This is a genomic window from Streptomyces sp. NPDC001532 (genome assembly GCF_040298625.1).
GTDB lineage: Bacteria > Actinomycetota > Actinomycetes > Streptomycetales > Streptomycetaceae > Streptomyces.
The window spans coordinates 21,196-41,960 of sequence record NZ_JBEPAL010000061.1 but is presented as its reverse complement, the minus strand read 5'-3'; the positions used below and the strand labels follow the sequence as shown (position 1 = coordinate 41,960).

Below are 20,765 nucleotides of genomic sequence, written 5' to 3'. Positions count from 1 at the left end.
AGCTGGACGTGTGGGAGCCGGGCGAGCACAACGGCACCTTCCGCGGCAACAACCCGGCGTTCGTCACCGCCACCGCCGCCCTGGAGATGTACTGGACCGACGGCTCCGCCATGGAGAAGCAGACCCGGTCGCGCGGCGAGCAGGTCGAGCAGGCGCTGATCTCCATCACCGAGGAGAACCTGGCCGACGTCAAGGAGTACCGCGGCCGGGGCCTGGTGTGGGGCCTGGAGTTCCACGAGAAGGGCCGGGCCGAGCGGATCGCGCGGCGCGCCTTCGAGCTGGGCCTGCTGATCGAGACCTCCGGCCCGGAGAGCGAGGTCGTCAAGCTGCTGCCCGCGCTGACCATCACCCCGGACGAACTGGACGAGGGGCTGACCATGCTGGCCCGCGCCGTCCGCGAGACCGCCTGAACCACCACCGCGATCATCCGATCCGCTAGCTAGGAGGCATCGCAGCACGTGATTGTCCGTTCCTTCAAGGACATCGAAGGCACCGACCGGCATGTGAAGGCCGCGTCCGGGACGTGGGAGAGCAAACGCATCGTCCTCGCCAAGGAGAGGGTCGGCTTCTCCCTGCACGAGACGATCCTGTACGCCGGCACGGAGACCTCCATGTGGTACGCCAACCACATCGAGGCCGTGGTCTGCGTCGAGGGCGAGGCCGAGCTGACCGACCACGAGACCGGGCAGGCCTACACGATCACGCCCGGCACCATGTACCTCCTGGACGGCCACGAGCGGCACACGCTCAAGGTCAAGGAGGACTTCCGCTGCGTCTGCGTGTTCAACCCGCCCGTCACCGGCCGGGAGGACCACGACGAGAACGGCGTCTACCCGCTGCTCACCGAGCCCGAGGAGGTGTGACATCACCATGACCACGACCGTCACCGATCTCTACCCCACCCGAGGCACCAGCGAGGTGCTGATCCCCCGCCAGGACCCGGTCGTCTGGGGCGCGCCGGACGCGCCCGGCCCGATCGACCCGACCGGCCTGGAGTCCTTCGAGCGCGACGGCTTCCTCGCCATCGACCAGCTGATCACCGAGGACGAGGTCGCCGTCTACCGGCAGGAGCTGGAGCGGCTGGTCACCGACCCGGCGATCCGCGCCGACGAGCGCTCGATCGTCGAGCCGCAGTCGAAGGAGATACGTTCCGTCTTCGAGGTGCACCGGATCAGCGAGGTGTTCGCGAAGCTGGTGCGCGACGAGCGGGTCGTCGGCCGGGCCCGGCAGATCCTCGGCTCGGACGTCTACGTCCACCAGTCGCGGATCAACGTCAAGCCCGGCTTCGGCGCCAGCGGCTTCTACTGGCACTCCGACTTCGAGACCTGGCACGCCGAGGACGGGCTGCCGAACATGCGGACGGTGTCCGTCTCGATCGCGCTGACCGAGAACCACGACACCAACGGCGGGCTCATGATCATGCCCGGGTCGCACAAGACCTTCCTGGGCTGTGCGGGCGCCACGCCGAAGGACAACTACAAGAAGTCGCTCCAGATGCAGGACGCGGGCACGCCCTCCGACGAGGCGCTGACCAAGCTGGCCTCCGAGCACGGCATCCGGCTGTTCACCGGCAAGGCGGGCTCGGCGACCTGGTTCGACTGCAACGCCATGCACGGTTCCGGCGACAACATCACGCCGTTCCCGCGCAGCAACGTCTTCATCGTGTTCAACAGCGTGGAGAACGCGGCCGTCGAACCGTTCGCGGCGCCGGTACGCCGGCCGGAGTTCATCGGCGCGCGGGACTTCTCGCCGGTGGGCTGAGGTAGAACCGGCCGGGGGTGCGGGGGTGGGTTGCCCCCGGAAGACACAGCATCGGCGCGCGGGACTTCTCGCCGGTGCGCTGAGGCGTCATCACACGGGAGCGGGCGGTGCCTTCGGGCACCGCCCGCTCCCGTGTGCGCTCAGTCCGCCAGGGCGTCCAGCAGACGGTCCACGTCGGCGGCCGTGTTGAACAGGTGGAAGGCGGCGCGCAGATGGCCCGCGCGGTCGGAGACCTCGATGCCCGCCTCGCTCAGCTCCGGCTGCCGGGAGCCGAGGCCGGGCACCGAGACGATCGCCGAGCCGGGGGCGGGCACGGGCTGGTGGCCGAGTGCCGCGAGCCCGTCCCGGAACCGGTCGGCGAGCGCCACGTCGTGGGCGTGCACGGCCTCGGGGCCCAGTTCCTCGATCAGCTCGAGCGAGCGGCGCAGCCCGGCGAAGGTGAACAGGGCGTGGGTGAGGTCGAACCGCCGCGCGCTGTGGGCCAGTTCGGCCACCGGGCCGTAGCAGCTGTCCCACGGCTTCTCGGCCGCGACCCAGCCCGCGAGCCACGGGGTCAGCCCGCCGAAGTCCTCGGGCACGACGAGGAAGGCCGTGCCGTGCGGGCCGAGCAGCCACTTGAAGGAGACCGAGGCGGAGAAGTCGTGGGCGCCGGCGTCCATCGGCAGCCAGCCGGCGGCCTGGGAGAAGTCGACGTAGGTGCGCGCCCCGTGGGTGCGGGCCGCCTCGCGCAGCGCGGCCAGGTCGGCGATCCGGCCGTCGGCCGACTGGACGGCGCTGACCGCGACCAGCGCGGTGCCGGGGCGGACCGATTCGGCGATCCGCTCCAGCGGGACGGTGCGGACCTTGAGGTCGCCGCGGACGTGGAAGGCGTTCAGCACGGAGGTGAAGTCGTCCTCGGCGGTGAGCACCTCGGCCCCGGCCGGCAGGGCGGCGGCGATCACTCCGGTGTGCGCGGCGACCGACGCGCCGACCGCGACCCGGGTCACCGGGACGCCGGCCAGCCGGGCGTAGGCGGCGCGGCAGGCCTCGACGTCCTCGTACAGCGGGGTGAGGGGCCTGCCCTCGGCCCGCAGCAGCGCCGCCTCGTGCAGGGCGGTGACGGTGCGGGCGGGGAGCAGGCCGTTGCTCGCGGTGTTCAGGAAGGTGGACTTCGGGGTGAACTCGGCGCGGACGAGGCGGTCGAACGTCTCCGTGGTCTCCATGGCTCCACTGTGCGGCCCGGTGACCTCGCAGTCCATCGCGAATTTCTGAGGACGACGTCTCAGGAACGCTTATACATCCGCTCCGGCCTGCGGTTTCGTCAGGACTGCGGGACCGCGCACCCGTCCGGACCGCAGACGTCGGCGTCCCCCTGGTCGAGGAGGGTGAGCGGCGAGCGCTCGCCCCACGCCTGGGTGAGGGCCTGCGTGAAGACCTCGGCGGGCTGGGCGCCGGAGACGCCGTACTTCCGGTCGAGGACGAAGAACGGCACGCCGTTGGCGCCGAGGTCGGCGGCCTCCTGCTCGTCGGCGCGGACCTCGGCGGCGTAGGCCTCGGGGTCGGCGAGCACGGTGCGGGCCTCGTCGGCGTCCAGGCCCGCGGCGGCGGCGATCTCCACCAGCCGCTCGGTGTCGTCGAAGACGGACCGCTCCTCGGCGAAGTTGGCCTCGTACAGCAGCTGGATCAGCTCGCCCTGGCGGCCGTACTCCTTGGCGTGGTGGAGCAGGCGGTGCATGTCGAAGGTGCTGCCGTGGTCGCGGCCGTGGGTGCGGTACGCCAGGCCCTCGGCGGCGGCCTGGGTGCCCAGGTTGTCCTCGGCTGCCTGGGCCTGGGCCTCGGACATGCCGTACTTCCGCGCGAGCATCGGGATCACGGGGCCGGTGTCCCCCTTGGCGCGGCCGGGGTCCAGCTCGAAGGAGCGGTGCACCACCTCGACCTGGTCGCGGTGCGGGAAGGCCGCGAGCGCCTTCTCGAAGCGGGCCTTGCCCACGTAGCACCAGGGGCAGGCGATGTCGCTCCAGATCTCGACGCGCATGTTCTCGGCTCTCCAGGTCGTGCGTGCTCGGTGCGGAGCGTTCCTCCGCGAAGGTAGGTGAACCTTCAACCGGCCGGATTCATTCCCCGCCGACCGGGAACCGCAGCCGCAGGTGGTGGCCGGGCGGGTCCTCCGGGTCGGGTGTCCAGCCCTGGCGGGCGTAGAAGGCCTGGGCGCCGGCGTTGCCGGTGTGGACCTCCAGGACGGCCGTCCGCCGGCGCTCGGCCCGCCACTGCTCGACGCAGGCGGCGTGCAGCGCGGTGCCGACGCCGGTGCGCCAGTGGCCGGGGTCGACGTGGAACTGGAACAGCTTGACCGTTTCCGCACCGGCGCCCTCCGGGGTGCGGAAGGAGGCGAGGCCGACCACCCGCCCGTCCGTGACGGCGCACAGCACCTGTCCGTCGGGCCGCTCGATGGCGGTGCGCCAGGCGGCGGTCCAGTCGAAGCCCTCGTCGGGGAACCCGTCGGGGTGGTAGGTCGCGCGGGCCCGGGCGTGCAGCGCGGCGACGGTCTCGGTCTCGGCGGGCACGGCGGTGCGGATCACCAGGCCGGTCCGGGTCGGCGGCCCGGTGCGGGCTCGATCGCTGGTCATACGTCGGAAGACGTGATTCCGCAGGGCCCGGTTTCAGCCGCCGTCCGGTTTCAGCTCCCGTCGCGCAGGTCGCCCGGCCATGCCGCCCGGAACTCCAGGTGGTCGTAGGTCACCACGCACCCCTCCCCCAGCGGCGACTGCGTCATGAAGCCGACGAGCGCCGCCCCGGTCTCCTTCTCGTCGCCCAGCGTGAACAGCCGGACGAAGGTCCACCGCTCGCCGTCGCGGGAGGCGTGGAAGGCGAAGGCCCGGCCGGTGCGGCTGACCCTCAGCCACACCGACGTGCCGTCCACGGTGAAGGAGTTGGCGTCGTCGGAGTGTCCCCGGGTGACCACCGTGCAGACGGTGGGCACGTCCGGGGAGTACTCCAGGCAGAGCTTGGCCCAGGCCCGCTCGCCGACGTGGACGTAGAGCACCCCGGCGTCGAACGCCCCGTTGAACCCCACGGTCACCCGGGCGATCAGCTGGAAGTCGCCCTCCGGCGCCCCGAGCAGCCGGGGCGCGTCGGCGGCCGGGTCCAGCGCCTCCCCGGTGGGCGGCACGAACCGGTCCTGCCGCGGCCCGGCCCACCCGGTGAGCACCCCGTCCTCGTAGGACCAGTGCCCGTCGGGGCCGTAGGTGCGGAGCGGGAACGGCAGTTCGGGAAGTTCGGTGTCCATGGCCGGCATCCTCTCAGGCCCGGGCAGAAGCCCCGGCTAGCGCTCCAGCACGCCGTTGAAGCGGCGGGGCAGCCCCAGCGGGTTGTCGTCGCGCAGCTCCGCGGGAAGCAGCGCCTGCGGCGTGCCCTGGTAGACCACGGGCCGCAGCCACCGCTCGATCGCCGTCCCGCCCACCGAGGTGGAGGTGGAGGTGGTCGCCGGGTACGGACCGCCGTGGTGCTGTGCCGGCGCGACGGCGACGCCCGTGGGCCAGCCGTTCACCAGCACGCGGCCGGCCAGCGGGGTCAGCTCGGCGAGGATCTCGGCGCCCCGGCCCTCGCCGGCGGCCTCCTCGGACGACAGCTGGACGGTCGCGGTGAGGTTGCCCGGCAGCCGCGACAGCACGGCCTTCGCCTCGTCCTCGTCCTGGTAGCGGGCGACGACGGTGACCGGTCCGAAGCACTCCTCCAGCAGCAGGTCGTGCTCGCCCTCGCGCGCCAGCTTGCCGGCCGGCACGGTCAAAAAGCCCGGGCTGACGGTGTGCTCGTCGCCCGCGCCGGGCGTCACCGGCGTCTCGACGTCCGGCAGTCCGGCGCGCTCGGCGACCCCGGCGACGAAGTTGTCCCGCATCCGGTGGTCGAGCAGCACCCCGGCGTCGACGGCGCTCACCGCGTCGGCGAGGGTCTTGACCAGCTGGTCGCCCGCGGCGCCGGCCGGCGCCAGGACCAGGCCCGGCTTCACGCAGAACTGCCCGACGCCCAGGGTCATCGACCCGGCGAGCCCGGTGCCGATCGCCTCGGCGCGCTCGGCCGCCGCGGCCTCGGTGACCAGGACCGGGTTCAGGGAGCCCAGCTCGCCGTGGAACGGGATCGGCACGGGGCGCGCGGCCGCCGCGTCGAAGAGGGCGCGGCCACCGCGGACGGAGCCGGTGAAGCCGGCGGCCGAGACCAGCGGGTGCCTGATCAGCTCGATGCCGGCCTCGAAGCCGTGCACGAGACCCAGCACGCCGGCCGGGACGCCGTGTTCGGCGGCGGCCTCCCGCAGCACCTCGGCGACCTGCTCGGACAGGCCCGGGTGGTCCGGGTGGGACTTGACGACGACCGGGCAGCCGGCGGCCAGCGCGCTCGCCGTGTCGCCGCCGGCGACGGAGAAGGCGAAGGGGAAGTTGGACGCCGAGTAGACGGCCACGACGCCGAGCGCCACCTTGTAGCGCCGCAGGTCCGGGACGGGCGGGGTGGCGGTGTCGTCGGGGTGGTTGATGACGACGTCCAGGAAGGCGCCCTCGTCGACGATGTCCGCGAACGCCCGCAGCTGGTAGCAGGTGCGGGCGAGTTCGCCGGTCAGCCGGACCGTGCCGAGCGCGGTCTCGGCGTCGGCGGTCGCCACGAGCCGTTCCTTGGCGGCGTCCAGCCGCTCGGCCGCGGAACGCAGGAAGGCGGCGCGGACCGTGCGGTCGGCCAGGGCGCCGCGGGCCTCGTGCGCGGCGCGGACGGCGCTGTCCACCTCCTGGGCTGTGGCCTCCACCGCAACCTGCTCACGCTGCTTCCCGGTACGGGGGTCGACACTCCAGACTGGTGCTGCTGCCACCGCGGGTCCCTCCACACATGTATTGCCGCAGTACTGGGGTCATCCACCAGGGCGTTCGATATACTGAACGCTGTCTCTGATGATGAATACGCTGTCGGAGACTATTTCCCGTCGAACGAAGGGGTCAAGGGCGATGTCGGCAGGCGAGACGGGCGGCGGGGCGCAGGTCAAGTCGGCGGTGAGAACGGTCGAACTGCTCGAATACTTCGCCGGACGCCCCGGGATGCACTCCCTCGCGGCCGTTCAGGAGGCCGTGGGGTATCCCAAGTCCAGCCTGTACATGCTGCTGCGCACCCTGGTGGAACTGGGCTGGGTGGAGACCGACGCGACCGGCACCCGGTACGGCATCGGCGTACGGGCGCTGCTGGTCGGCACCTCCTACATCGATGGCGACGAGGTGGTCGCGGTGGCCCGGCCCACGCTGGACCGGCTGTCCGACGACACCACCGAGACCATCCACCTGGCCCGCCTCGACGGCACCAACGTGGTCTACCTCGCCACCCGCCAGTCCCAGCACTACCTGCGCCCGTTCACCCGGGTCGGCCGCCGCCTCCCGGCGCACTCGACCTCCCTGGGCAAGGCCCTGCTGAGCACCTACACCGACGAACAGGTCCGCAAGCTGCTCCCGGAGACGCTGCCCGCGCTCACCGAGCACACGATCACCGACCGGGAGAAGCTCATCGAGGAGCTGCACCAGGTACGGGAGCAGGGCTACGCCGTCGACCGCGAGGAGAACACGCTGGGCCTGCGCTGCTTCGGCGTGGCGGTCCCCTACCGCACCCCGGCCCGCGACGCGATCAGCTGCTCCATCCCGGTCGCCCGCCTCACCCCGGCGCACGAGCAGATGGTGAAGGACGCCCTGTTCGACGCCCGTGACCGGCTGACGCTCGCCACCCGGAGGCTCTGAACCGTGCAGATCGTCCTCCGCCCCGTCCACGACAGCGACCTGCCCGTCTTCTACCGGCAGCTCAACGACCCCGAGTCCCTGCGGATGGCCGCCTTCACCCCCGAGGACCCGGCCGACCGGGACGCCTTCGACGCCCGCTGGCGGGCCATACGCGCCTCCGCCGACGTCCACGCCCGGACCGTGCTGCTCGACGGCGACGTGGTCGGGAACGCCGCGGTGTACGGCGTGCCCGGCGAGCGCGAGGTCACCTACTGGGTCGACCGCGCCTACTGGGGCCGCGGCGTGGCCACGGCCGCCCTGCGCTCCCTGCTCGCCGAGGTCCCCGAGCGCCCGCTGTACGCCCGCGCGGCGGCCGACAACGCCGGGTCGCTGCGGGTGCTGGAGCGGTGCGGATTCCGGCAGACCGCGTGGGAGCGCGGGTACGCGCAGGCGCGCGGCGAGGAGATCGACGAGGTCGTCCTGCGGCTGGAGGGGTGACGCCCCGGCTCCCGCCCCGGCTCCACCGCACGGCGGAGCCGCGCACCGGGGCCGCGACGCCTGGGCCGCCGGCCGGGTGACACGGCTCGCGGTCCGGCGGAGCGAGGTGCCGCGGCACAGGAGGGACGGGCTCACCCAGGCCGAGACCGTCCGGCGACGGTGCGTCCGGGCCGTCTGAGAACGGGATGAGAAAACGGGTGGAAGGGAACGATCCGGTCGCCTTCGCTCGTCTCTCAGAGCGCGATGAACAAGACGATCAGGCGCGCGTCGGTCTTCACGCTGCTCCTGGTGCTCGCCCTGCTGGTCAGGGCCACCTGGGTGCAGTTCTACCAAGGCCAGGCGCTCGCGGACGACAAGGACAACCGGCGGAACGCGATCGAGCTGTACAGCGAGCCGCTCGGCAACATCGTCGTGGGCGGTGAGTCGGTGACCGGCTCGAAGCGCACGAAGAGCGGCGACCTGAGGTACAAGCGGACCTACGAGGACGGCGAGCTGTACGCGGCGGTCACCGGCTACAGCTCGCAGGTGTACGGCGCCACCCAGCTGGAGGGCATCTACCAGGACCTGCTGGACGGCACCGACACCCGGCTGAAGACGGTGATGGACACGGTCACCAGCAAGCGCTCCGACCCCGGTGACGTGATCACGACGATCGACCCGGACGTGCAGCGGGCGGCCTACGAGGCGCTCGGCGACAAGAAGGGCGCCGCCGTCGCGATCGACCCGTCGACCGGCAGGATCCTGGCGGTCGTCTCCACCCCCTCGTACGACCCGTCGCGGATCACCGCGGGCGACTCGGAGGCGTGGACGCAGCTGACCGAGAACGCCGACAAGCCGATGACCAACCGGGCGCTGCGCCAGCCGCTGCCGCCGGGCTCCACCTTCAAGCTGGTGGTCGCGGCGGCCGCGCTGGAGGACGGGTTGTACGCGTCGGTGGACGAGCGGACCGACAGCCCCGACCCGTACCCGCTGCCGCAGTCCTCCGACGACCTCACCAACGAGAACCCGAACGCGCCCTGCGAGAACGCCTCGATCCGGGTCGCGCTCCAGTACTCCTGCAACAACGTCTTCGGCAAGATGGCCGTCGACCTGGGCCAGGACAAGGTCCGCGCGACGGCGGAGAAGTTCGGCTTCAACGACGCCGAGCAGGACGTCCCGGTGCGCGCCTACGAGAGCGTCTACCCGAAGGACATGGACGAGGCGCAGACGGCGCTGTCCGGCATCGGGCAGTTCGACGTCACCGCGACACCGCTGCAGATCGCGATGGTGTCGGCCGCCCTTGCAGGCGGCGGCGAGCTGGTCGAGCCGCACATGGTTGCGCAGATCACCGATCACAGCGGCGATGTGCTGGAGGACTACGACGACCGCGCCTCCGGCAAGCGGATCGTCAGCTCCGAGACCGCCGAGCAGCTGCGGTCGGCGATGGAGACGGTCGTCGAGGAGGGCACCGGCACCAACGCGCAGATCTCCGGTGCCACGGTCGGCGGCAAGACCGGCACGGCCCAGCACGGCGAGAACAACAGCAAGACGCCGTACGCCTGGTTCACCTCGTTCGCGAAGTCCGACACATCCGACCGGCAGGTGGCCGTGGCGGTCGTGGTCGAGCAGTCGGACGCGGCGCGCTCCGAGGTCAGCGGCAACGGCCTGGCCGCGCCGGTCGCGAAGGCCGTCATGGAGGCCGCCCTGCGGTAGGCGCGCGGGGGCGGCCCGGCCGGGGCCGCCCCCGTGGTGTCACCTCACGCCCAGCAGCTGTTCGACGGGGTCGATCGCGAAGTACACCAGGAACAGCGCCGAGGTCCCCCACAGCAGCCAGTGGACCTCCTTCGCCTTGCCGAGCACCGTCTTGATCAGCACGTAGGCGAGGAAGCCCGCGCCGATGCCGTTGGTGATGGAGTAGGTGAACGGCATCACGGCGATGGTGAGGAAGGCCGGGACGGCGATCTCGTAGCGGTCCCAGTCGATCTGCTTGACCTGGGTCATCATCAGGAACCCGACGGCCACCAGGGCCGGGGCCGCCGCCTGGAGCGGGACCATGGTGAGCAGCGGGGTGAAGAACAGTGCGAGGGCGAACAGGCCGCCGGTGACGAGGTTGGCGAAGCCGGTACGGGCGCCCTCGCCGACGCCGGCGGCCGACTCGATGTAGGAGGTCGCCGAGGAGGCCGAGGCGGCGCCGCCCGCGACCGCCGCGGCGCCGTCGACGAGCAGCACCCGGCTCAGGCCCGGCACCTTGCCGTCCTCGTCGAGGAGTCCGGCCTCGGTGCTGACACCGACGACCGTGCCCATGGTGTCGAAGAAGTCGGACAGCACCAGGGTGAAGACCAGCAGGACGACGGTGATCACTCCGACGCCGGGCGCGCCGAACGCGCCGAAGAGGCTGAAGTCGCCGACGAGCCCGAAGTCGGGGGTGTCGACGACCCGGTCGGGCCAGGCGGGCGTGGTCAGGCCCCAGCTGTCGACCTCGGCCAGCGAGTCGATGACGATCGCGACGACCGTCATGGCCGCGATGCTGATGAGCAGGGCGCCCTTGACCTTGCGGGCGAGCAGTCCGATGGTCAGCAGCACGCCGAGACAGAAGACGAGGACGGGCCAGCCGCCGAGGCTGCCGGTGCCGCCGAGCTGGACCGGCACGGTGGTGTTCGCGGCGTCGGGGACGCGGCTGACGAAGCCGGCGTCGACGAAGCCGATGAAGGCGATGAACAGGCCGATGCCGACGCTGATGGCCTGCTTGAGCGGCTGCGGGATGGCGTGCATGACGGCCTCGCGCAGCCCGGTCAGCACCAGCACGCAGATCAGCAGTCCTTCGAGGACGACCAGGCCCATCGCGTCGTCCCAGCTCATCAGCGGGGCGATCTGGAAGGCGACGACGGCGTTGAGGCCGAGTCCGGCGGCGAGGGCGAGCGGCAGATTGCCGGCGACGCCCATGACGACCGTCATGACCGCGGCCACCAGGGCGGTGGCGGTGGTGAGTTGGACGGCGTCGAGGTGGTCGCCGTTCCGGTCCTCGGCGCTGCCCAGGATGATGGGGTTGAGCACGAGGATGTAGGCCATGGTGAAGAACGTGGCGAGGCCGCCGCGTATCTCCCGACCGACGGTGGACCCTCGCGCGGTGATCCGGAAGAACCGGTCGACGCCGTTCGCCGCCGGTGGTGGGCCACTTGGCCGGTCGGCCGCCTTCTGCACTGTGGACACGACGGACACTCCTCGCTGCCTGGTGATCGGTGCGGATGCTGGCTGGATTGTTCCCTCGTCGAACCGGGTTCAGGTTTTCGCCGTGTTACGGAATCGGGCCGCGGGATCCGGTTCGGTCCGCCACACGGCATTCGAAACCCCGTACGACTCGCTGGTACAGTTCCGAAACTCGTCCTGGCGTACGGCTGTTCGACGCCGGGGAATCGCTGCGAGGAGAGACCGCCCGTGGGCACAGTCGTCGACGACGCCGCCTCCGTGGAGTTCCATGCCTTCTTCGAGCGCCATTACGCCGAACTCGCCCGGCTCGCCCATCTGTTGACGGGTGAGGCGGACGCCGCCGACGATCTCGCGGCGGACGCGCTGCTGGCGCTGTGGCATCGCTGGGACCGGGTGCGGGCGGCCGACCATCCGGTGGCGTACGCGCGCGGGGTGGTCGCCAACCTGGCCCGCACCCGCATCCGCAGCGCGGTCCGCGAGCGGCGCCGGGTCGCCCTGTTCTGGGCGCGCGGCGAGGAGCGGACCGAGAACCCGGACGTGGCGGGGGTGGTCGACGTCCAGGGCGCGCTGCGCCGGCTGCCGTTCCGCAAGCGGGCCTGTGTGGTGCTGCGGCACGCCTTCGACCTCTCGGAGAAGGACACCGCGCTCGCCCTCGGTGTGTCGGTGGGTACGGTGAAGAGCCAGACCTCGAAGGGAATGGCCGAGCTGCAGAAGCTGCTCGGCTCACAGCGGGCTCCGCTGACGGTGCACACGGCCATGGCCCGCACCGGCCAGTCCGCGGGAAGGGACCGATGACGATGCGGCGGGACGTGCACGACGAACTGCGCGCCCGGCTGCACGAGGCGGCCGAGGCGCACCAGCCGGACCGCGCGCGCATGCTGGCGCGGATCGAGCGCGGCATGACCGGGGAGGCCCGCGGCTCCGGCCACCGGGCCCAGCAGCCGCCGGTGTGGGGCTGGCTGCGGGTGGCGGGGGCCACGGCGGCCGTCGCGGGCATGCTGGCGGTCGGCGGGTACGCGGTCGCGTCCGCGGTGAAGTCGGACGACGCTCCTGCGCAGGGCACGGTCACGGTCACCGGGACGCCCACGCCGTCGCCGGAGGCGACCAGCAGGCCGTCCGTCTTCCCGGTGGACCCGACGCCCGGCACCACGCCCACCCGGCGCGACGAGCCGAGTTCACCGCCGCCGTCGTCGCCGAGCGGCCGTCCCTCGGCGTCCGCGCCCGTGCGGCCGTCCGCCGGTGCCGGCGCCGGCGTGGAGGACGGCCCGCTGTGGTCGGACGGCTCGGTCGACCCGCACAGCAACGAGTTCTGGGCGCAGAGCAACATCACCTTGAAGACCTCCGAGCAACTGACCTCGCTGACCGTGGAGTTGAAGGTGGCGCAGACCGGCGGGGTGTCCAGCACGGGCGCCTGGCGCTCGCTGCCGGAGGAGGACTTCGCGCTGACGGTCGGCGAGCGGGACGGCTTCCTCGTCTACACCTGGCAGCTCAAGGAGGGCCGTACGGTCCCGGCCGGTGAGTGGGTGTTCGCGGGGCAGTACGACCATGAGCGCGGCGGCCGCGACGCGAAGGACGACGGCTACGCGGCGACCGCCCGGACGGGTGGTCAGGAACTGTCCGTGTCCGGCGACTTCGCCCGCCACGACGACGAGGGGGCCGGGGACGACTCCTGACGGACGCAGGGCAAGCCGCCGGGAGAACCGCCGAAGGACCGCCGAAGGACCGCCGGGAAAAAAGTTTCGGTGACGCGGCAACCCTTTCCCGGCCGGTGGCGACCAGGAGACGCAAGGTTCCCCTCCCCCACGCAAGGAATGGGCATGACAGCACGAGCAGAACAGCGCGTCCGGCACCGCCGCCGGGTCACCGGACGACGGGCGGCGATCGCCGGCGCCACCGCTCTGGGCCTCACCGGAGCGGCGATCGTCACCACGACGATGCTGTCCTCCGCGGGCGCCGCCTCCGCCTGGCCGACCGCCAAGGGCACCAAGGCGGTCAGCAGCACCATCTCCGTCTCCGGCACCTACGACGGCGGCCACCAGCGCTTCCAGGGCAGCGGCGCGCTCGGCGGCACCGGCCAGGACGAGGGCCAGGACCCGATCTTCAAGCTCGCCGACGGCGCGGTCCTGAAGAACGTCATCCTCGGTTCCCGGGCCGCCGACGGCATCCACTGCCAGGGCAGCTGCACGCTCCAGAACGTCTGGTGGGAGGACGTCGGCGAGGACGCCGCCACCTTCAAGGGCAAGTCGTCCTCGGCCGTCTACACGGTCTACGGCGGCGGCGCGCGGAAGGCCGACGACAAGGTCTTCCAGTTCAACGGCGCGGGCAAGCTGGTGGTGACCAAGTTCCAGGTCTCCGACTTCGGCAAGCTGGTGCGCACCTGCGGCAACTGCTCGACGCAGTACAAGAACCGTCAGGTCATCATCAACGACGTCGATGTGACGGCGCCCGGCAAGTCGATCGTCGGGATCAACTCCAACTTCGGCGAGACGGCGTCCCTGCGCAAGGTGCGCATCCACGGCGACAGCGCCAAGAAGATCAAGCCGTGCACCCGCTTCCAGGGCAACGACACCGGCGCGGAGCCCAAGGAGCTGGGCACCGGCCCGGACGGCACGTACTGCCGCTACACGGCCTCCGACCTCACGTACCAGTGATCCACACCTAGGCGCCGAGCGCCCGAGAGCCGCCGGTCCGAGCCCCCCTCGGACCGGTGCACCGGTCCGAGCCCCCCTCGGGCCGGTACCCCGCCGGAGCGGGCCCCCACCCGCCCGGCGCACAGAACGCCCCCGCCGGTGACGACCGGCGGGGGCGTTCGGCGCTCTGCGGCCGTCAGCGCATCGTCGCGCCGACGGTGCCGGAGCCGGTGGTGAGGAAGGCGGTCGCGGGCAGCGAGCCGTCGGCGCCGCGCGGCCCGCGGACGCCCGTGGCGCGGGTGGAGACGAACTCCGGGGTGGCCACGTCGGCGTCCCAGCTGTTGCCGGCGGAGACGGTCGAGCCGCCCGGCTCCGGCGGGCCGCCACCGTCGGCCACGGCGAGGTTGCGGGTGAGCCGGGCCCGGCCGGCCGGGAAGTGGAAGCCGTCCCCGGTGTTGGCGTAGGCGGTGTTGCGGTCCAGCGCGACGGCGCCGGTGCCCGAGTTCTCGGTGAAGCCGTGCAGGGCGTTGTCCCAGGCGGCGTTGGAGCGCACCCGGTGGGCGGCCGAGGCGCCGCCGCCGCCCAGGGCGAAGCCGTTGCCGCCGCCCTCGAAGGCGGTGTCGTCCCAGCGGTTGCGGCCGTTGCCGAACGCCCAGGAGTTCTCCACGGTGACCGGCGAGGAGAACTGCCACAGGTCGAGGCCGTCGCCGGAGTTGTCGTAGAGGCGGGCGCCGTCGAGGACGTTGCCGGTGCCGGAGCCGAACTTGATGGCGATGCCGTCGGCGTTGCGGCCGTGGGCGGCCGGGTCGTGGTTGCCGTGACTGTCCAGGTTCCGCACGAGGTTGTCGACGGTGCCGTCGCCGCGCAGGGTGAAGCCGGAGTCGCCGTTGTCGGCGGTGACCAGGTTCTCGAAGACGCCGCCGGTGGAGGAGGTGACGACGAGGCCCTGGGCCGGGGCGTTGCGGAAGGTGAGGTTCTGGACGGTCCAGTAGCTGCCGCGGATCTCGGCGAGCCGGGAGCCGTCGGGCAGCCGCCCGCCGTCGATCCGTACCCTCTCGCCCTCGTGGGCCCTCAGGGTGATCCGGCGGGCGGCGGTGCCGTCGGCCGTGGCGGTGAGGGGGGCGGCTGGCCGGTAGGTGCCGCCGCGGACCTGGATGACCGTCCCGGCGGTGGCGTTCCTGACGGCGGACTCCAGCTGGGCGGTGGTGGAGACGGTCACGGTCGCCGACGCGGCCCGGGCGCCGCCGTCGGACAGACCGAGGAAGACGCCGCCCGCGCCCGAGGCGACGGCCACCGCCGCGGCGATCGAGAGGGTGCGGGCCCTGCGGTGGCGTCCGGTGCTCTGACGCACGGAGACATTCCTTTCCTGGGGGACGGGACATCCAGCGGTCGCCGCCACCGGCCGGAGGGTTGCCGTGATCGCCCGAAAACCTCCGAAACTTTCGCTCCCGCCGCTCCCTCATCCACCGATTGACCGGCCGTCCTCCCACCGATGACACTCCGAAGACCCCTCGTGATCCCACAGAATCCACCAGACTTCGAACCACCGGAGCACCGTCCGTGAAGGACCCCGAGTACGCCGGCTACCTCTTCGCCTACTTCACCGGCGAGACGACCGCCGACGGCGAGCAGATCCGCTTCGCCCTCAGCCGCGGCAACGACCCCCTGCACTGGCGTGAACTGAACGCCGGCCGGCCGGTCCTGACCTCCACCGCCGGTGAGCGGGGCCTGCGCGACCCGTTCGTGATCCGCTCCCCCGAGGGCGACCGCTTCCACCTGATCGCCACGGATCTGCGGATGTACGGCGGCTCGGGCGGCTGGGACCGGGCGCAGCGGCACGGCAGCAGGTCGATCATGGTGTGGGAGTCGACGGACCTGGTGCACTGGACCGACCAGCGCCTGGTGCGGGTCTCCCCCGACACCGCGGGCAACACCTGGGCGCCGAAGGCCCACTGGGACGAGACGCTGGGCGCCTACGTGGTCTTCTGGGCGTCGAAGCTGTACGCCGAGGACGACCCCGGCCACACCGGACCGACGCACCACCGGATGCTGTACGCGACCACGAAGGACTTCCGCGTCTTCAGCGAGCCGGCGCTCTGGTACGACCCCGGCCACTCGGTCATCGACTCCGTGGTCGTCGCGCACGAGGGCACCTACTACCGCTTCACCAAGGACGAACGCGACCCGAGCGGCTCGGCGCCCGGCGCGAAGTTCATCACCGTGGAGAGGTCGGCACACCTCACCGGCACCTCGTACGACCTCGTCGCCGACTGCGTGGGCGGCGGCGCGATGGACCGCGGCGAGGGGCCGACGGTGTTCAGGTCGAACACCGAGGAGAAGTGGCACCTGTTCATCGACGAGTACGGCGGCCGCGGACATGTGCCGTTCGAGACCACCGACCTCGCCTCCGGGACATGGGTCCCCTCGGAGCACCACCAGCTGCCCGCGGGCTCCCGGCACGGCACGGTCCTCCCGGTGACCCGGGAGGAGTTCGACCGCCTGCTGGCCTCCTACCCGCCGGCCCCGGCGTCGGTCGTGGACGCCACGGCGAGCGGCCAGAAGGGCTACGCCGTGATCACCGAGGCCGCCTCGAAGGTGGTCCTGCCGATGGCGCCGCACATCGATCTGCGGGAGCTGGCACCGGAGTTCGCCGTCGGCGCGGGCGCCACTCTCACCCCGCCCTCCGGCACCCGCCGGGACTTCCGCACCCCGCGCACGTACACGGTGACGGCGGCCGACGGCACCGCCCGCACCTGGACGGTCGAGGCGGTCCCGACCCGCAGCCCCGTACTGCCGGGCCTGTACGCGGACCCCGACATCCGGTACCTGGACGGCCGCTACTGGCTCTACCCCACGACGGACGGCCACCGCGGCTGGGGCGGCACCCGGTTCAAGGCCTTCTCCTCCGAGGACCTCGTCCACTGGGAGGACCACGGCGTGATCCTCGACCTGGGCCGGGACGTGGCCTGGGCGGACCACCACGCCTGGGCGCCCGCGATCGCCGATAAGGACGGGAGGTACTGGTTCTACTTCTGCGCCGAGCAGCAGATCGGGGTCGCCGTCGCCGACTCCCCCGCGGGCCCCTTCGAGGACGCGCTGGGCAAGCCGCTGATCGAGAGGACGCGGTTCGCCGGCCAGATGATCGACCCGGCGGTGTTCACGGACGACGACGGCACGTCGTACCTGTACTGGGGCAACGGGCACGCGTACGTGGTCCCGCTCGACGACGGCATGGTGTCCTTCGACCCCGCGCGGGTGAAGGACATCACCCCCACGGACTTCCGTGAGGGCTCCTTCGTGGTGAAGCGCCGCGGCACCTACTACTTCATGTGGTCCGAGGACGACACCCGCAGCGAGGACCACCACGTGGCGTACGCGACCGGCCCGAGCCCGCTCGGCCCGTGGACCGAGCGGGGCACGATCCTCGCCAAGCGCCCGGAGTACGGCATCCTCGGCACCGGCCACCACTCGGTGGTCCACGTGCCCGGCACCGACGACTGGTACGTCGTCCACCACCGCTTCGGGTTGAACGGCCCGGGCCGGTCGGGCGGGGACGGCACCCACCGGGAGATCACGGTCGACCGCCTGGTCTTCGCCGCCGACGGGACGATCGAGCCGGTGGTGCCCACCCTGGAGTCGGTCCGCCCGGTGCGGCGGTAGGCGTCACAGGACGGCGTCGAGCCAGGCGAAGACCTCGTCCTGCATCCGGTCGGTGAAGACATGGCCGAGGGCCGGCCAGGTCTTCAGCAGGAGCCGTTCCTCGGCGCCACGGGATCGCCAGACGGCGCGCAGCCTGTCGTGGGCGACCCGTACGCCGTCGGCGGTGAAGAGGGTGTCCCGGCCGCCGTGGAAGAAGAGCATCGGCCGGGGCGCGGCGATGCTCGCCACGTCGGGCAGGTCGAGGTGCCGGGCCAGCCCGGGGTGGAGCATGTGGTAGGCGGACTGCCCGCGCAGGGTGTTGCTGCCGGGCACCAGCATCTCCTTCAGGCCGGTCATCCAGCACACGCTCGCGGCGGCGGCGATGTCGTCGCTGAGCGCGGCCGTCTGCCAGGCCCGGTAGCCGCCCATGGAGAACCCGAGGGCGGCGACCCGGCGGGCGTCCACCCGGTCGAGACCGGCGAGGAAGGCGGCGGCGCGGGCGTCCTCGCGGGCCATCAGACCGGCGAGGGAGGAGCCCAGGTGGTAGAGGTTGGAGGCGAGCGCCTGCTGCTGTTCGTAGGCGAGCGGCCCGCGGTCGCCCCAGCCGAGGGCGTCCAGGCACAGCACCGCGTAGCCGCGCCGGGCCAGTTCGTCGCCGATGAACCGGCCGCTGAAACACCGGTCGGCCCAGGCCTGGGCGGCGGCCTGCCGGGTGTCGTCGGTCCAGGGCCTGACCAGCTTCTCCTTGCCGATGCCGAAGGTGGCGCCGTGGTCGTGCAGCAGCAGCACCGCCGGGAACGGTCCGGGGCCGTGCGGGGTGAGCAGGGCGCCGCGGACGCGTTCCCAGCGGGTGAGGGAGAGGGTCACCGACTGCCGGGTGCAGCCGTCCCCTTCGGCGGTCTCGCCGTACTCGGGGGCGTACGGGAGGTCGTCCTGCCGTCCGACGAGCAGATGCTCCTCGACCACCGCGCGGGCGGCACGGCGCCAGGCGTGGAAGTCGCGGACGGGCGAGGTGCCCCAGGCGAGCGGGAAGGTCAGCTCGTCCTTGAGTGCCTGGTGGAAGCCGGGCAGGCTGCCCGCCACGAGACCGCGGGCCGGCGGCTCAGGCACCGGGCCGCCAGTCGCCGAGGTAGGCCCGCCCGGTGTGGGCGCGGGCCTCGGCGTCCGTGAGCTGCGGCCGGTTCCCGGGCACCGTGACGGCCGCACCCGGCCCGGTGTTGCGGTACTCCCGAAAGCGCATGGCCTGCCAGGGGTGGGCGTCCCGCATGTTGGTGTACGGCGTCACCGCGTCGATGCCGGCCCCGATCCAGGACTCCCGCACGACCAGCGAGGGCCAGGCGGTGGTCTCGTACGACGGCACCCACGGCCGGGCCAGCTTGTACGCGCCGTCCTCGGCGCCGGAGGTGATCCGGCAGCGGACGGCGAGGAGGCCGTGGGGGTTGGCGCGGGCGGTGGCGGGGGCGAAGACCATGCCCTTGGGGGTGAAGGGCACGTCTCTCGGCAGGGTGTGGAAGCGGCAGTGCTCGAAGACGGCGGTGGCCCGGCCGAAGACGAAGTCGACGTCGCCCTCGATGTGGCAGCGGTGGAAGTACTGCCGGTCGAAGGAGCCGAGCGCGGTGGTGTCGGCGAAGAGGGTGTCCTGGTGGCCCAGGAAGCGGACGTTCTCGAAGTGGGACCGGTCGCCGGTGACATAGGCGGCGACGGCCTGGGTGCCGGTGATCTCGGGGTGGTCGGCGCGCAGCCAGTCGTTGGCGAGGGTGAGGTCGCGGACGGTCAGTCCGGGGGCGGCCGAGGTGAAGGTGGCGGAGCCCGCGGTGCCGTAGGTGGTGCCGTCGGGTCTGGTGGTCCCGTTGGCGCGGTCGAGGACGAGGACGGTGTCGCGGGGGTCGCGGGTGGCGCCGCGTATCGTCAGCTCGGGCTTGGTGGGCGGCACGTCGACGGCTTCGCGGTAGGTGCCGGGGTGCACGACGATCGTCCGGCCGGGCCCGTCCACCAGGTCCACGGCGGCCTGGACGGAGTCGCCGGGCCGCACGTGCAGCACCCGGGGGCCGTGGGCGGACGCGGGCCGGGCGCCGGCGGCCGCCAGCCCGACGGTGAGGCCGGTGAGGAGGGTGCGGCGCCGCATGTTCAGCACGTCTCCTTCCAGGGCCGCCAGTCGCCGAGGTGGGCGGCGCGGGTCGCCGACTCGGCCTGCTCGGCGCTGAGTTGCGGCCGGTTCTCGGGGACGGTGATCCGGGCGCCGGGGCCCAGGTTGCGGTGTTCGGCGAACCGCTGGGCCTGCCACGGGAAGGCGTCGGACATGTTGGCGTAGGGCGCGACCGCGTCGATGCCGGTGCCGAGCCAGGTGTCCCGCACGACGAGGGACGGCCGGGCGGTGGTGTCGGAGCTGGGCACCCAGGGGCGGGCCAGCTTGTAGAAGGCGTCGGGCGCCTCGCTGGTGATCCGGCTCCGGGTCACCAGGTAGCCGCGCGGGTTGGCGCCCGCCGTGGAGGGGGCGAAGACGAAGCCGTAGGGGGCGCCGGCGAGGTCGGCGCGGTCCAGGGTGCGGAAGTGGCAGTGCTCGAAGACGGCGGTGGCCCGGCCGAAGACGAAGTCGACGTCGCCCTCGGCGTAGCAGTGGGAGAAGTACTGGCGGGCGAAGGACGTCAGCGCGACCGAGTCGGCGTACAGGGTGTCCTGGTGGCCGAGGAAGCGGCAGTGGTGGAAGGCGGAGCGGTCGCCCATCACCTTGAGGGCGACGGCCTGGGTGCCGGTGATCTCGGGGTGGTCGGCGCGCAGCCAGTCGTTGGCGAAGGTGACGCGGTGCGCGGTGAAGCCGTCGGCGCGGACGGTCGTGGTGGCCGAGCCGGTGGTGCCGTAGGTGCCGCCGCCGGGCTTGGCGGTGCCGGCCGCGTTGTCGTACACGATCACGGTGGCGCGCGGGTCGTCGGCTGCGCCGATCCAGGTCATCTCGGTGCGGGTGGCGTCGACGGAGACGGTCTCCCGGTAGGTGCCCGGCGCGAGCACGAGGGTCCGGCCGCTGCCGGTGGCGGCGGTCACGGCGTCCTGGACGGTGGTGAAGTCGCCCCGGCCGTGCGGGTCGACGTACAGGGTGGCCGGGGTGAGGCGGTCGGCCGGGGAGCCGTGGCGGCCGAACGGGCGGGTGCCGCCGGCGGCCCGCGCGGGCGTCGAGGTGAGGCCGAGCGCGGCGGCCGCGCCGGCGCTCGCCAGCAGCAGGCCTCGTCTGGACAGGGGCTGGTGGAGGTGGGGCGAGGGCATGCGGGTGCTCCTTCGGTGTGCGGCCGGTGCGGTGGTGCGGGTGTTCCTCGCCGTGGGGGGTGCGGGGCCGGGGCGG

At 72.5% G+C, this 20,765-nt stretch carries 19 protein-coding genes and 1 pseudogene; 10 read left to right on the top strand and 10 right to left on the bottom strand.

Annotated features, from left to right (window positions below; genetic code table 11):
- The 3 genes from ABT232_RS35455 to thpD all read left to right on the top strand — a co-directional run.
- A partial coding sequence (locus tag ABT232_RS35455) for an aminotransferase class III-fold pyridoxal phosphate-dependent enzyme (RefSeq protein ID WP_351848112.1) occupies positions 1-410 on the top strand: 410 nt, incomplete at its 5' end.
- 48 nt (positions 411-458) lie between these two features.
- On the top strand, positions 459-863 hold the full coding sequence (locus tag ABT232_RS35450; RefSeq protein ID WP_351848110.1) for an ectoine synthase: 405 nt from the start codon (positions 459-461) through the stop codon (positions 861-863).
- Positions 864-870: 7 nt separating this feature from the next.
- A complete protein-coding gene (gene thpD / locus ABT232_RS35445) occupies positions 871-1,761 on the top strand; it encodes an ectoine hydroxylase (protein WP_351848108.1) in 891 nt (296 codons plus the stop codon).
- 140 nt (positions 1,762-1,901) lie between these two features.
- On the opposite strand, the gene ABT232_RS35440 is transcribed toward thpD, so the two are convergent.
- The 5 genes from ABT232_RS35440 to ABT232_RS35420 all read right to left on the bottom strand — a co-directional run bounded on the left by ABT232_RS35440 (position 1,902) and on the right by ABT232_RS35420 (position 6,592).
- Positions 1,902-2,963 (bottom strand): aminotransferase class V-fold PLP-dependent enzyme, encoded by a 1,062-nt coding sequence (locus tag ABT232_RS35440; RefSeq protein WP_351848105.1) that lies wholly within the window; start codon positions 2,961-2,963, stop codon positions 1,902-1,904.
- A 98-nt stretch (positions 2,964-3,061) separates the two neighbouring features.
- Entirely contained in the window at positions 3,062-3,775 is a 714-nt protein-coding gene (locus ABT232_RS35435; protein WP_351848103.1) for a DsbA family oxidoreductase, read from the bottom strand.
- A 79-nt stretch (positions 3,776-3,854) separates the two neighbouring features.
- A complete protein-coding gene (locus ABT232_RS35430; protein ID WP_351848101.1) occupies positions 3,855-4,367 on the bottom strand; it encodes a GNAT family N-acetyltransferase in 513 nt (170 codons plus the stop codon).
- 50 nt (positions 4,368-4,417) lie between these two features.
- Positions 4,418-5,026 (bottom strand): DUF1349 domain-containing protein, encoded by a 609-nt coding sequence (locus ABT232_RS35425; RefSeq protein ID WP_351848099.1) that lies wholly within the window; start codon positions 5,024-5,026, stop codon positions 4,418-4,420.
- 36 nt (positions 5,027-5,062) lie between these two features.
- The gene (locus tag ABT232_RS35420) at positions 5,063-6,592 is read right to left on the bottom strand and encodes an aldehyde dehydrogenase (NADP(+)) (RefSeq protein ID WP_351848096.1); all 1,530 of its coding nucleotides are present in this window, start codon (positions 6,590-6,592) and stop codon (positions 5,063-5,065) included.
- 133 nt (positions 6,593-6,725) lie between these two features.
- Here ABT232_RS35420 and ABT232_RS35415 point away from each other — a divergent pair, with 133 nt between their 5' ends.
- The 3 genes from ABT232_RS35415 to ABT232_RS35405 all read left to right on the top strand — a co-directional run bounded on the left by ABT232_RS35415 (position 6,726) and on the right by ABT232_RS35405 (position 9,668).
- On the top strand, positions 6,726-7,499 hold the full coding sequence (locus tag ABT232_RS35415; protein WP_351848094.1) for an IclR family transcriptional regulator: 774 nt from the start codon (positions 6,726-6,728) through the stop codon (positions 7,497-7,499).
- A 3-nt stretch (positions 7,500-7,502) separates the two neighbouring features.
- Positions 7,503-7,976 (top strand): GNAT family N-acetyltransferase, encoded by a 474-nt coding sequence (locus ABT232_RS35410; protein ID WP_351848091.1) that lies wholly within the window; start codon positions 7,503-7,505, stop codon positions 7,974-7,976.
- 243 nt (positions 7,977-8,219) lie between these two features.
- On the top strand, positions 8,220-9,668 hold the full coding sequence (locus tag ABT232_RS35405) for a peptidoglycan D,D-transpeptidase FtsI family protein (RefSeq protein ID WP_351848090.1): 1,449 nt from the start codon (positions 8,220-8,222) through the stop codon (positions 9,666-9,668).
- A 39-nt stretch (positions 9,669-9,707) separates the two neighbouring features.
- On the opposite strand, the gene ABT232_RS35400 is transcribed toward ABT232_RS35405, so the two are convergent.
- Positions 9,708-11,165, bottom strand: coding sequence for an NCS2 family permease (locus ABT232_RS35400; RefSeq protein WP_351848088.1), 1,458 nt, complete (start codon positions 11,163-11,165; stop codon positions 9,708-9,710).
- Positions 11,166-11,390: 225 nt separating this feature from the next.
- Between ABT232_RS35400 and ABT232_RS35395 the strand changes: the two genes are divergently transcribed.
- The 3 genes from ABT232_RS35395 (at position 11,391) to ABT232_RS35385 (ending at position 13,813) form a co-directional block, all read left to right on the top strand.
- Positions 11,391-11,957, top strand: coding sequence for a SigE family RNA polymerase sigma factor (locus tag ABT232_RS35395; RefSeq protein ID WP_351848085.1), 567 nt, complete (start codon positions 11,391-11,393; stop codon positions 11,955-11,957).
- Positions 11,954-12,835: a hypothetical protein gene (locus ABT232_RS35390; RefSeq protein ID WP_351848082.1), complete on the top strand. Its 882-nt coding sequence runs from the start codon at positions 11,954-11,956 to the stop codon at positions 12,833-12,835. Before ABT232_RS35395 ends, ABT232_RS35390 begins: the two co-directional genes overlap by 4 nt.
- Positions 12,836-12,979: 144 nt before the next feature.
- Positions 12,980-13,813, top strand: a complete 834-nt coding sequence (locus ABT232_RS35385) for a pectate lyase (protein ID WP_351848080.1) — start codon at positions 12,980-12,982, stop codon at positions 13,811-13,813.
- 175 nt (positions 13,814-13,988) lie between these two features.
- On the opposite strand, the gene ABT232_RS35380 is transcribed toward ABT232_RS35385, so the two are convergent.
- Positions 13,989-15,143 (bottom strand): right-handed parallel beta-helix repeat-containing protein, encoded by a 1,155-nt coding sequence (locus tag ABT232_RS35380; RefSeq protein ID WP_351848078.1) that lies wholly within the window; start codon positions 15,141-15,143, stop codon positions 13,989-13,991.
- 194 nt (positions 15,144-15,337) lie between these two features.
- On the opposite strand from ABT232_RS35380, the pseudogene ABT232_RS35375 reads away from it, so the two are divergent.
- Positions 15,338-17,452 (top strand): annotated as a pseudogene (locus ABT232_RS35375) (glycoside hydrolase family 43 protein); the annotation flags it as partial.
- A gap of 3 nt (positions 17,453-17,455) precedes the next feature.
- Here ABT232_RS35375 and ABT232_RS35370 read toward each other — a convergent pair.
- Genes ABT232_RS35370 through ABT232_RS35360 form a run of 3 tightly spaced genes read right to left on the bottom strand, consistent with a single transcriptional unit; the run spans position 17,456 to position 20,689 of the window.
- Positions 17,456-18,541: a dienelactone hydrolase family protein gene (locus ABT232_RS35370; RefSeq protein ID WP_351848073.1), complete on the bottom strand. Its 1,086-nt coding sequence runs from the start codon at positions 18,539-18,541 to the stop codon at positions 17,456-17,458.
- Positions 18,534-19,556, bottom strand: coding sequence for a pectinesterase family protein (locus ABT232_RS35365; protein WP_351848071.1), 1,023 nt, complete (start codon positions 19,554-19,556; stop codon positions 18,534-18,536). Before ABT232_RS35365 ends, ABT232_RS35370 begins: the two co-directional genes overlap by 8 nt.
- A gap of 2 nt (positions 19,557-19,558) precedes the next feature.
- On the bottom strand, positions 19,559-20,689 hold the full coding sequence (locus ABT232_RS35360) for a pectinesterase family protein (protein ID WP_351848068.1): 1,131 nt from the start codon (positions 20,687-20,689) through the stop codon (positions 19,559-19,561).
- Between the last annotated feature and the right edge of the window lie 76 nt (positions 20,690-20,765).

What these genes read in the sequence shown, in the direction of transcription:
- ABT232_RS35390 (WP_351848082.1), top strand. Translation starts at nt 11,954, where the DNA reads ATGACGATGCGGCGGGACGTGCACGACGAACTGCGCGCCCGGCTGCAC.
- ABT232_RS35405 (WP_351848090.1), top strand. Translation starts at nt 8,220, where the DNA reads ATGAACAAGACGATCAGGCGCGCGTCGGTCTTCACGCTGCTCCTGGTG.
- ABT232_RS35430 (WP_351848101.1), bottom strand. Translation starts at nt 4,367, where the DNA reads ATGACCAGCGATCGAGCCCGCACCGGGCCGCCGACCCGGACCGGCCTG.
- ABT232_RS35415 (WP_351848094.1), top strand. Translation starts at nt 6,726, where the DNA reads ATGTCGGCAGGCGAGACGGGCGGCGGGGCGCAGGTCAAGTCGGCGGTG.
- ABT232_RS35360 (WP_351848068.1), bottom strand. Translation starts at nt 20,689, where the DNA reads ATGCCCTCGCCCCACCTCCACCAGCCCCTGTCCAGACGAGGCCTGCTG.
- ABT232_RS35435 (WP_351848103.1), bottom strand. Translation starts at nt 3,775, where the DNA reads ATGCGCGTCGAGATCTGGAGCGACATCGCCTGCCCCTGGTGCTACGTG.
- ABT232_RS35425 (WP_351848099.1), bottom strand. Translation starts at nt 5,026, where the DNA reads ATGGACACCGAACTTCCCGAACTGCCGTTCCCGCTCCGCACCTACGGC.
- ABT232_RS35365 (WP_351848071.1), bottom strand. Translation starts at nt 19,556, where the DNA reads ATGCGGCGCCGCACCCTCCTCACCGGCCTCACCGTCGGGCTGGCGGCC.
- ABT232_RS35385 (WP_351848080.1), top strand. Translation starts at nt 12,980, where the DNA reads ATGACAGCACGAGCAGAACAGCGCGTCCGGCACCGCCGCCGGGTCACC.
- ABT232_RS35440 (WP_351848105.1), bottom strand. Translation starts at nt 2,963, where the DNA reads ATGGAGACCACGGAGACGTTCGACCGCCTCGTCCGCGCCGAGTTCACC.
- thpD (WP_351848108.1), top strand. Translation starts at nt 871, where the DNA reads ATGACCACGACCGTCACCGATCTCTACCCCACCCGAGGCACCAGCGAG.